We start from the raw sequence: 2,459 nt of genomic DNA, 5'->3' as shown, positions 1-2,459 counted from the left end.
TAGACGCAGGATTCATCCATAGGGGCAATCCATGTCACATCTAAACCTGTCTGATCGCTCACCCTACGTAACAACTCTCCCGCAGAGCCTTCACCAACTTTGCTCAAAACACCAGCCTATATTAGGTCTATGGTTATGGTCAGGATTGTTTCCTGACTCGATAGGAGTTGCTAAAGATAACCTACATGCCATGATGCTGGACAAGTTCTCAGGACTATGTATCCCCTTCAACATCTTGAGCGCCGGGGACTGGATGATTGGCATGAGTTTAGGAATCATCGCGATCGCAGGCTGGGTCATGCAACGCGATCGCCGAATGAAACGGACGTTACAGGAACAAATCCAGGATAGCAAAACGGTGGCAGCCTCCCTGCGCGATCGTGACCTAAAGCTATCTTTAGCCTTAAAGGCAGCTAAAGCTGGAATGTGGCAATGGGATCATGCTACCAATCAAGTTACATGGTCAGACGAGAACTTTCGGCTGCTGGGCTATGATCCCGATAGCTGTGAAGCTAGCTACGACCGCTGGTTAGAAGCTATTCATCCAGACGATCGAGACTCAGTTGACCACTATATCGCTCAGGTCTTTGAGGAGCGACGAGATCTTTATTTAGACTATCGTGTTTTACTACCAAATCGGACAGTGCGCTGGTTAGCAGATATTGGAGAAGTCGTCTATGACCCAAATGGTGTTCCCATTGGAATGATCGGCATTCAGATCGACGTCACAGAAAGTAAACAGATTCAGTTAGACCTACAGCAATTAAATCAAGATCTAGAATCTCGTGTAGAGCAGAGAACAGCAGCACTCCTCCAAAGTGAAGCTCGATTCCAACGATTAGCTGCCAATATGCCTGGTGTGATTTACCAGTACCGATTATCTCCGAATGGGTCAGATGCCTTTACCTATGTCAGCCCTGGCTGCCAAGATCTATACGGATTTCCAGCCAAAGATTTAGAACAGGATTCATCCCTAGCATGGCATGCCGTCCATCCTGACGATTTATCCTCCATTCAATCGTCAGGATGGACGGCTACCCAAACTCTTAGCCCATGGTCTTGGGAAGGACGTATTATTACAACCTCAGGGCAAGTCAAGTGGATACGTGGATCGTCCCGCCCAGATCTACAAGATAATGGAGATATTATCTGGGATGGGCTAATGATTGATATTACCGATCGCAAGCTTGCCGAAGAATCCTGGTTACAGAGTGAAGCCCGCTTCAGTAATCTGGCAATGAACGTACCTGGGGCGATTTTTCGCTATTTATTGCGGACAGATAAGACAGATGCTGTGCTGTATATGAGTCCAGGCTGCTATGACCTATGGGAAGTTGAGGCAGAGGAGGTTGTCAAAAGTGCCAAGCTGCTGTGGGAGATGGTGCATCCAGAAGATATCTCGGACATGTATACATCGGTGATGGAGTCTGCTCGTACCCTCCAGCCCTGGTCATGGTCGTGGAGAATTACAACGCCTTCTGGTCAGCAAAAATGGTTGGAGGCTGCAGGACGTCCAGAACAGCTAAGCAACGGAGACGTCATTTGGGATACATTAATTGTCGACGTTAGCGATCGCAAACAGGCTGAACATATTATTTATGAAAGCGAGCGTCGCCTCAAAACTTTGTTAAGTAATTTGCCTGGAGTAGCTTATCGAGTTAAGAATAATCCTGGCTATACACCAGAGTTCATCAGTGAAGGGATCCTGGTGATGACGGGCTATACTCCTGAAGAATTTCTGGGCCCTGATGGAATGAGTCCGGGAAACATGATTCATCCTGATGATGTCGAGGCAGTGTGGCACTCCGTGCAAACAGCCGTTACCGCTCAGATACCCTATGCATGCGAATATCGCCTCATCACCAAATCGGGTGACCAGAAATGGGTTTGGGAACGAGGACAGGGAATTTACGATGACGCAGGCTGTCTGCAGAGTCTGGAGGGTTTTATCACAGATATTACGGCGCGCAAACAAGCTGAAGAAGAGCTGCGCCAAGTCTTAGCAACCAACCAGGCTATTTTGAATGCTATTCCAGACTTAATCTTACGGCTCAGTCGAGAGGGGATTTATCGGGAGATCGTTCCTGCAGCAGAGGTGCACTTATCTTGCCCCATAGCAGATATTGTAGGTCGTAGTCTATGGGACATACTGCCTGCTGATTTAGCGCAAGAGCGCATGGATACAATTGATCGGGCATTTCAGACAGGTGCGCCTTATATTCATGAGTACCAAATTGTTGTGGACGGGACGATTCGCTATGAAGAATCAAGGGTTGTAGTCTGTGGTGAAGATGAAGCCTTGGTTTTAGTGCGAGATATTACAGATCGCAAGCGATCAGAGTTAGCCTTACAAAATAGTGAGGAACGCCTGAGGCTAGCAGTTATGGCTGCTAATCAAGGGCTTTATGATTTAGACTTACAAACAGGCCATGCAATTGTTAGTCCTGAATATGCCACGA

The 2,459-nt window shown here is 47.5% G+C and carries 1 protein-coding gene; it reads left to right on the top strand.

The features are described 5' to 3' along the window. Window positions 1-190 precede the first annotated feature (190 nt). On the top strand, window positions 191-2,459 hold a 2,269-nt coding region (locus tag V6D20_04890; GenBank protein ID HEY9815125.1), incomplete at its 3' end, for a PAS domain-containing protein.

It is taken from the genome of Candidatus Obscuribacterales bacterium (genome assembly GCA_036703605.1).
Classification (GTDB): domain Bacteria; phylum Cyanobacteriota; class Cyanobacteriia; order RECH01; family RECH01; genus RECH01.
The sequence above is the reverse complement of the archived record's forward strand: the minus strand, read 5'-3'. Positions and strand labels throughout refer to the sequence as shown.